The organism is Micromonospora sp. NPDC003776 (assembly GCF_053605645.1).
This window is the reverse complement of sequence record NZ_JBSGJR010000318.1, coordinates 1-7,794: the sequence shown is the minus strand read 5'-3', so window position 1 is coordinate 7,794 and position 7,794 is coordinate 1. Positions and strand designations below refer to the sequence as shown.

Genomic DNA, 7,794 nt, shown 5'->3' with positions numbered 1-7,794 from the left:
CACCGTCACCGCCGCCTGACACCCCGGCCCGGGGGCCGCGCCACGCGGACCCTGGGCCGGCCGGCTTCGGTGATCAAGGAGTTTGCGCCACGGGCCCGACGATTACGGCCAGTCGCACCCGCCCGGCACACCAACCGTCGCCGGGATCGCTCCGTGCGTCAGCCGGGGCGGTGGATAGGCTGCGGCGATGACTGACCAGAGGTGGCCCTGGCCGGCCGGGGCGGCGACCGGCATCGGTTCGCTACCCGGCACCGACATCGCCGAGGCGCAGCGCATCGTGCTCGGCGAGCTGCCCGCCCTGCCGCACCTGGCCGAGCTGCCCGCCCGGGGCCCCGGCGCCGACCTGATCGGCCGCACCGGCGGCCTCCTCGTCGAACTGCCCGTCGAGCTGTACGCGGCCCGCTGGCGGATCGCCCCGCGTCCCGGCAAGGACCTGCGCCGCGCCCGAGACCTGATGGAACGCGACCTCGACCAGCTCGCCGAGCAGGCCGAGGAGTACGCCGGCCCAGTCAAGGTCCAGGCGGCGGGGCCGTTCACCCTGGCCGCCTCGCTCGAACTGCCCATCGGTGGCCGGCTGCTGCGCGACCCGGGTGCCGTCCGGGACCTCGCCGGCTCGCTCGGCGAGGGGCTGCGCGGACACGTCGCCGCGGTGGCCCGCCGGTTGCCCGGGGCATCCGTGCTGCTCCAGCTCGACGAGCCGTCGCTGCCCGCGGTACTGGCCGGCCGGGTGCCCACCGAGAGCGGCTTCGGCACCCACCGGGCGGTGGAGTCCGGGGTCGCCGCGGCGTTGCTGCGCGGCGTCATCGAGGCGGCCGGAGTGCCGACCGTGGTGCACTGCTGCGCGCCCGACGTGCCGCTGGCGCTGATCCGCGACGCCGGGGCCGCCGCCGTCGCCCTCGACCTCGCCCTGGTCACCGCCCTCGACCCGCTCGGCGAGGCGATCGACGCCGGCCTCGGGCTGCTGGCCGGCGCCGCGCCCGCGCTGCCGCCGTCGACCGGCCGCGCGCCGACCTCGGCACAGGTCGCCGACCGGGTACGCCAACTCTGGGACCGGCTCGGCTTCCCCCTCCGCCGGCTCGCCGAGCAGGTCGTGGTCACCCCCGCCTGCGGCCTCGCCGGGGCTACCCCCGCGTACGCCCGGGCCGTCCTTACCGCGTGCCGGGACGCCGGGCGCCGGCTGTACGAGGAGTAGGGGTGTCAACTGCTGCCTAGGGGGCGTTCTTTGGGCAGCAGAGGCGCGTTCTGGTCGGTGTTTGGGCGTGGGGTTGCCGGTGTGTCGTACCCGTCGCCGACACTGACCCCGGAGGGGGTGGGTGTGCGCAGTATGCAGGCGTATCGTTTTGCGCTTGATCTGACCCCGGCTCAGGAGCGGTCGGTGCTGGCGCATGCGGGCGCGGCGAGGGTGGCGTACAACTGGGGCCTGGCCAGGGTGAAGGCGGTCATGGACCAGCGCGCCGCGGAACGTTCCTACGGCACGCCTGAGGAACTGCTGATTCCGGCCCTCGGGTGGAGTCTCGCCGCGTTGCGCAAGGCTTGGAACGCGGCCAAGTCGGATGTGGCGCCGTGGTGGCCGGAGTGCTCCAAGGAGGCGTTCAACACCGGCCTGGACAACCTGGCCCGCGGGTTGAAGAACTGGTCTGACTCCCGGGCAGGCAAGCGGGCTGGTCGGCGGGTGGGATTTCCGCGGTTCAAGTCCCGCCGCCGCAGCACACCGAGTATCCGGTTCACCACCGGCGCGATCCGGGTCGAACCCGACCGGAAACATGTGGTGCTGCCCCGGCTGGGCCGGCTCAAGCTGCACGAGTCCGCCCGTAAGCTCGCCCGCCGTCTGGAGGCGGGCACGGCTCGGATCCTGTCCGCGACGGTGCGCCGGGACGGCGGCCGGTGGCAGGTCGCGTTCTGCGTCGAAATCGAGCGGGTCGAGCGCATCCCGACGCGCCCGCGGGCGGTGGTCGGTGTCGATGTGGGGATCACCCATCTGGCGGTGCTGTCCACCGGTGAGATGGTGCCCAACCCGAGGCATCTGGACGAGGCGGCGCAGCGGATGCGGCGCCTGTCCCGGCGTGTCGGCCCGGACCGGCGCACCGGCCGGCGGCCCTCGAATCGGTGGGAACGTGCCCGCCGGCAGGTCACCCGCGCGCATGCGCGGGTAGCGAATTTGCGGCGTGACGGCCTGCACAAGCTCACTACCGGGTTGGCGCGCGAGTACGGCACGATCGTGGTCGAAGACCTCCACGTGGCCGGCATGCTGGCCAACCGGCGGCTGGCCCGACGCATCGCGGATGCCGGCTTCGCCGAGATCCGCCGGCAGGTGGGCTACAAGGCCTCGTGGAACGGTGGCCGGCGGATCGTCGCCGACCGCTGGTATCCCTCCAGCAAAACCTGTTCCGACTGCGGCGCGGTGAAAGCCAAACTGCCGCTGCGTGTCCGAACCTACCTCTGCGACTTTTGCGGCTTGGTCCTCGATCGGGACCTGAACGCCGCCCGTAACCTCGCCGCGCTCGCGCGTGAGGTCACCACCGCCGGGAGTGGCCCGGTGGCAGGACGTGGAGCCGACCGTAAGACCCGCCCCGGCGGGCCGGTGGCCATGAAACGTCAACCCGGCACGGCACCCGCCGGTCAGACCGGGACCGTCCCACCGCAAGGCGGGACATGCCGATCAGTCGCTAGCACGGACTGACAGGTAACGGCAGGATGACCGCCATGATTGGACAGCTGCGTTCCACCGTGATCGACTGCCCCGACCCGCGCGCGCTGGCCGGCTTCTACGCGGAGCTGCTCGGCCTCCCGCTGATCGAGGACAACTCCGACGGTGACGACTGGGTGGTGCTCGGCGGCCCGCCCGGGCACCAGCCCCGGATCGCCTTCCAGAAGGCGCCCGGCCTGCGCGCGCCCGACTGGCCCGACCCGGAGCGTCCGCAGCAGTTCCACCTGGACGTGACGGTGGACGACATCGAGGTGGCGGAGCAGGCGGCGCTGGCCCTGGGCGCCCGGCGGCTGCCCGGTGAGGGGGAGGGCTTCCGGGTCTACGCCGACCCGGCCGGCCACCCGTTCTGCCTCTGCTGGGACTGACCACCGGCGGCGCGGCTTGCGGCGGCCAGGCATGATCACCACCGTGACCGACTCCTCGCCGCGCCGCGCCTCCGGCTCACTCTTCGGGCTCGCCTACGGCGACGCCCTGGGCCGGCCCACCGAGTTCCTCACCGTCACCGAGATCGTCCGGCGGTACGGCCCGACCGGCCCCCGGGAGCTGACCGGGGATCCGGCGCTGGTCACCGACGACACCCAGATGGCGCTCGCGGTGGCCTGGGCGCTGCACGACGCGCCCGGGCACACGCCGGAGGCGGTGGAGCCGCTGCTGCGGCGGCGGTTCCTCGACTGGGCGGTCAGCCCGGACAACAACCGCGCGCCCGGGATGACCTGCCTGCGGGCCTGCGCGGAGCTGGAGCGGGGCACCCGCTGGCAGGAGGCCACGGTGGTCGACTCGAAGGGGTGCGGGGCCAACATGCGGGTCACGCCGGTCGGGCTGCTCGACGTCGACCTCGACACCCTCGCCGGGCTCGCCCAGCTCCAGGCCGGCCTGACCCACGGGCACCCGACCGGCCTGGCGGCCAGCGAGCTGACCGCGTACGCGGTCCGGCTGCTGCGCGACGGCGCCGCCCTGGCCGACCTGCCCGGCCTGCTCACCGCCCGCGCCGACGAGCAGCGCACCGTCTACCGGGGCGACTGGCTGGGCGACCTGTGGCAGCGCTCCGCCGAGCGGAGGCCGGAGGAGTTCATCGCCCGTGGCTGGGACGAGTGCCTGCGGGCGCTCGGCCGGCTCGACGCGGCGCTGGCCCGCCCGGACGACGGCGCGGACCCGTGCCGGTTCACCGGCGAGGGCTGGATCGCCGAGGAGGCGCTGGCGACCGCGCTGCTCTGCGCGCTGCGGCACCCGGACGACCCGGTCGGCGCGCTGGCCCGGGGCGCCACCACGGCCGGCGACTCGGATTCCATCGCGGCCCTCGCCGGCGCCTTCGTTGGCGTGACCCACGGCATGGCCGGGTGGCCCGCCGACTGGTCCGCCCGCATCGAGTACGCCGACCAGCTCACCACCCTGGCCACGCCCCACGACTGACGGGGCGATTGTCAGCCCCGCCCGCTACCGTTCGGGGGTAGCACGAGCAGGGAGGTCGACGACGGTGTCGGAAGGCGGCGGCGTGTCAGAAGAAGCGGTTCCCCAGGCGGTCAGCCCCGCCCAGGAGGCGGCGGCCGGCGCCGAGCCGCCCCCGGAGGCCCGGGAGCGGCACGCCACGCTCAGCCAGGAGCTCACCGAGCACCAGTACCGCTACTACGTGCTCGACGCGCCGATCATCTCGGACGCCGAGTTCGACAAGCAGCTGCGCGAGCTGGAGGCGCTGGAGGCGGAATACCCGGCGCTGCGGACCCCCGACTCGCCGACCCAGCGGGTCGGTGGCACCTTCTCCACCGACTTCACCCCGGTCACCCACGCCGAGCGGATGCTCTCGCTGGACAACGCCTTCGCCGACGAGGAGCTGGCGGCGTGGGCCGAGCGGGTGGAGCGGGACGCCGGCGGCCCGGTGCCCTACCTGTGCGAGCTGAAGGTCGACGGCCTGGCCATCAACCTCACCTACGAGCAGGGCCGGCTGGTGCGGGCCGCCACCCGCGGCGACGGGCGCACGGGCGAGGACGTCACCGCCAACGTGCGCAGCATCAAGGACGTGCCGTCCCGGCTCACCCCGTCCGACGGCTTCCCGGACGTGCCCGAGTTCCTCGAGGTGCGGGGCGAGATCTACTTCCCGGTGGCCGCCTTCGCCGACCTCAACGCCGGCCTGGTCGAGCAGGGCAAGGCGCCCTTCGCCAACCCGCGCAACGCGGCCGCCGGCAGCCTGCGGCAGAAGGACCCGCGGGTCACCGCGTCCCGCCCGCTGCGGCTGGTGGTGCACGGCATCGGCGCCCGCCGGGGCTTCCAGCCGTCGGCGCAGTCCGAGTCGTACGCGGCACTGCAGGCGTGGGGGCTGCCGACCAGCGACCGTTGGCGGGTGGTGCCGGACCTGGCCGGCGTGGCGGAATACATCGCCTACTACGCCGCGCACCGGCACGACGTCGAGCACGAGATCGACGGTGTGGTGGTCAAGGTCGACCCGGTCTCCATCCAGGGCCGGCTCGGCTCCACCAGCCGCGCGCCGCGCTGGGCGATCGCCTTCAAGTACCCGCCGGAGGAGGTGACCACCAAGCTGCTCGACATCGACGTCAACGTCGGGCGCACCGGCCGGGTCACCCCGTTCGCCGTGCTCGAACCGGTCCGGGTGGCCGGCTCCACGGTGGCCCTGGCCACCCTGCACAACGCCCGGGAGGTCGAGCGCAAGGGCGTGCTCATCGGCGACACCGTGGTGCTGCGCAAGGCCGGCGACGTCATCCCCGAGGTGCTCGGCCCGGTCGTCGACCTGCGGCCCGCCGACGCCCGGCCGTTCGTCATGCCCACCACCTGCCCGGCCTGCGGCACCCCGCTGCGGCCGGAGAAGGAGGCGGACGTCGACATCCGCTGCCCCAACTCGCGCAGCTGCCCCGCCCAGTTGCGGGAGCGGGTCTTCCACCTGGCCGGCCGGGGCGCCTTCGACATCGAGGTGCTCGGCTACAAGGGCGCGGCCGCGCTGCTCGACGCCGGGATCATCCACGACGAGGGTGACCTGTTCGCCCTGGACGCCGACCAGCTCGCCCGGTCGCCGTTCTTCGTCAACAAGGACGGCACGCTCGGCAGCAACGCCACCAAGCTGCTGGACAACCTGGCCGTGGCCAAGGAGCGCGACCTGTGGCGGGTGCTCGTCGCGCTCTCCATCCGGCACGTCGGCCCCACGGCGGCCCAGGCGCTGGCCCGGCACTTCCGCTCGATCGACGCCATCGAGGCGGCCGGCGAGGAGGAGCTGTCCTCGGTGGACGGTGTGGGCCCGACCATCGCCGTCAGCATCAAGGAGTGGTTCGCCGTCGACTGGCACCGCGAGGTGGTCGAGAAGTGGCGGCGGGCCGGCGTGCGGATGGCCGAGGAGGCCGGCGAGGAGGGGCCCCGCCCCCTGGAGGGGCTGACCGTGGTGGTCACCGGCACCCTGGCCGGGTTCAGCCGCGACCAGGCGTCCGAGGCGATCCAGAGCCGCGGCGGCAAGGTCACCGGTTCGGTGTCCAAGAAGACCAGCTTCGTGGTGGTCGGCGACAACCCCGGTTCCAAGGCCGAGAAGGCGGCCAGCCTCAAGCTGCCGGTGCTCGACGAGGACGGCTTCCGGGTGCTGCTGGAGTCCGGCCCGGACGCGGCCCGGAAGGTGGCCAGCGTCGAGGGCTGAGCCGAGTGATCGCGGCGTATACCAACTTAATTACGACTACGACCGATTCGTGACTGTCGTGTCGGGGAAATCGACAGCGAGGGCGTTTCATTGGCGTACGGCGTGAACGACGCACGCCACGGCTGTCCCCGGGAGGTGTGCGATGGAGACCGCCGATCCGCGAAACTCCGTCCCGCCCGGCCGGGCGGCGGCGTTCTTCGGCTTCGTGGCGGCGATCGGCGTGCTGGCGGTGCTGGCTTCGGCCGGCTCGCTGGCGGGGCTACCCGACCGCCTGCCCGACCTGCCGGCGGCCTTCTGGACGATGGCCGCTCTCGCCGTCATCTGTGACGCCCGGCCGTTCGTGCCGCCGGGCCGCCGGCAGACCTCGGCGGTCTACCCGTCGACCTGCTTCACCTTCGCGATCCTGCTCGGCTGGGGGCTCGGCCCGGCCGTGGCCGTGCAGGCCGTGGCGGTGGCCGTGTCCGGCTGGCGGATGGGGTACGCGGCGTGGCGCACCGGATTCAACGCCGCCCAGTACGCCTGCGCGCTCGCCGCCGCCTACCTGGTCACCCGGCTCGGGCCGGGTCACCTCTTCGACGGCGGACGGCTGCGGTGGACCGACGTCGTGGTGGTCTTCGCGGCCATCGCGGCCTGGTTCGCGGTCAACTACGCGGTGGTCAGCTCCGCCATCCGGTTGCGTTTCGGCGACCGCTGGTGGCCGACCGTCCGGCTCGGCCTGGCGTACGAGCTGCTCTCCACCGGGTCGCTGCTGCTGCTCGCGCCGGTACTGGTGGCCGCCGCCCGGGCCAGCGCCGCGTTGATCCCGCTGGTGCTGGTGCCGCTCTTCGCCGTCTACCGGATGGCCCGGCTCTCCGCCGAGCGGGAACAGCTGGCGGCCCTCGACCCGCTCACCGGCCTGCCCAACCGCAAGGCGCTGCTCACCGAGGTGGCCGAGCAGGTGCACCTGCACGCCGAGCGGGCCGCCCGCGGCGAGCCGGACGCCCACCTGGCCCTGCTGCTGCTCGACCTGGACCGGTTCAAGCACGTCAACGACGCCCTCGGGCACGCGGTCGGGGACCGGCTGCTGGTCGAGGTGAGCGCCCGGTTGGCCGACGTGGTGGGGGAGCGCGAGCTGCTGGCCCGCCTCGGCGGTGACGAGTTCGCCATCGTCGTACCCCGGCTCACCGGTGTCGACGAGGCGCGCGAGCTGGCCGACCGGGTGGTCGCCGCGCTGGCGGAGCCGGTCCCGCTGGACGGGTTGCCGCTGGACGTCGGCGGCTCGATCGGCGTCGCGATCTTCCCCGAGCACGGCGAGGACTTCGCCACCCTGATGCGCCACGCCGACGTGGCCATGTACGACGCGAAGCACCGCAACGACACGGTGGATCGTCCGGCCCGGGGCGAGCTGATCTCACCCGAGGCGTCGGAGGCGTACCTTCGGGCGCTCGTTGCGCAGGTGACCCAGCTTGTGCTGGCGGAC

Annotated in this window: 6 protein-coding genes; all 6 read left to right on the top strand. The window is 73.7% G+C overall.

The window, feature by feature from the left end:
* Nucleotides 1-187 precede the first annotated feature (187 nt).
* Complete coding sequence (locus ACWEVO_RS23195) at nucleotides 188-1,192, top strand: methionine synthase (protein ID WP_452309626.1); 1,005 nt, start codon at nucleotides 188-190, stop codon at nucleotides 1,190-1,192.
* Nucleotides 1,193-1,324: 132 nt separating this feature from the next.
* Entirely contained in the window at nucleotides 1,325-2,680 is a 1,356-nt protein-coding gene (tnpB, locus tag ACWEVO_RS23190) for an IS607 family element RNA-guided endonuclease TnpB (protein ID WP_452309627.1), read from the top strand.
* Between the two features lie 23 nt (nucleotides 2,681-2,703).
* Nucleotides 2,704-3,072, top strand: coding sequence for a VOC family protein (locus tag ACWEVO_RS23185; RefSeq protein WP_452309625.1), 369 nt, complete (start codon nucleotides 2,704-2,706; stop codon nucleotides 3,070-3,072).
* A 31-nt stretch (nucleotides 3,073-3,103) separates the two neighbouring features.
* A complete protein-coding gene (locus ACWEVO_RS23180) occupies nucleotides 3,104-4,117 on the top strand; it encodes an ADP-ribosylglycohydrolase family protein (protein WP_452309624.1) in 1,014 nt (337 codons plus the stop codon).
* 82 nt (nucleotides 4,118-4,199) lie between these two features.
* A complete protein-coding gene (ligA, locus tag ACWEVO_RS23175) occupies nucleotides 4,200-6,335 on the top strand; it encodes an NAD-dependent DNA ligase LigA (RefSeq protein ID WP_452309623.1) in 2,136 nt (711 codons plus the stop codon).
* A gap of 142 nt (nucleotides 6,336-6,477) precedes the next feature.
* A partial coding sequence (locus ACWEVO_RS23170; RefSeq protein ID WP_452309622.1) for a diguanylate cyclase domain-containing protein occupies nucleotides 6,478-7,794 on the top strand: 1,317 nt, incomplete at its 3' end.

Coding starts and splice junctions, on each gene's coding strand:
- ACWEVO_RS23180 (WP_452309624.1), top strand. CDS start 3,104: ATGATCACCACCGTGACCGACTCCTCGCCGCGCCGCGCCTCCGGCTCA.
- ACWEVO_RS23195 (WP_452309626.1), top strand. CDS start 188: ATGACTGACCAGAGGTGGCCCTGGCCGGCCGGGGCGGCGACCGGCATC.
- tnpB (WP_452309627.1), top strand. CDS start 1,325: ATGCAGGCGTATCGTTTTGCGCTTGATCTGACCCCGGCTCAGGAGCGG.
- ACWEVO_RS23185 (WP_452309625.1), top strand. CDS start 2,704: ATGATTGGACAGCTGCGTTCCACCGTGATCGACTGCCCCGACCCGCGC.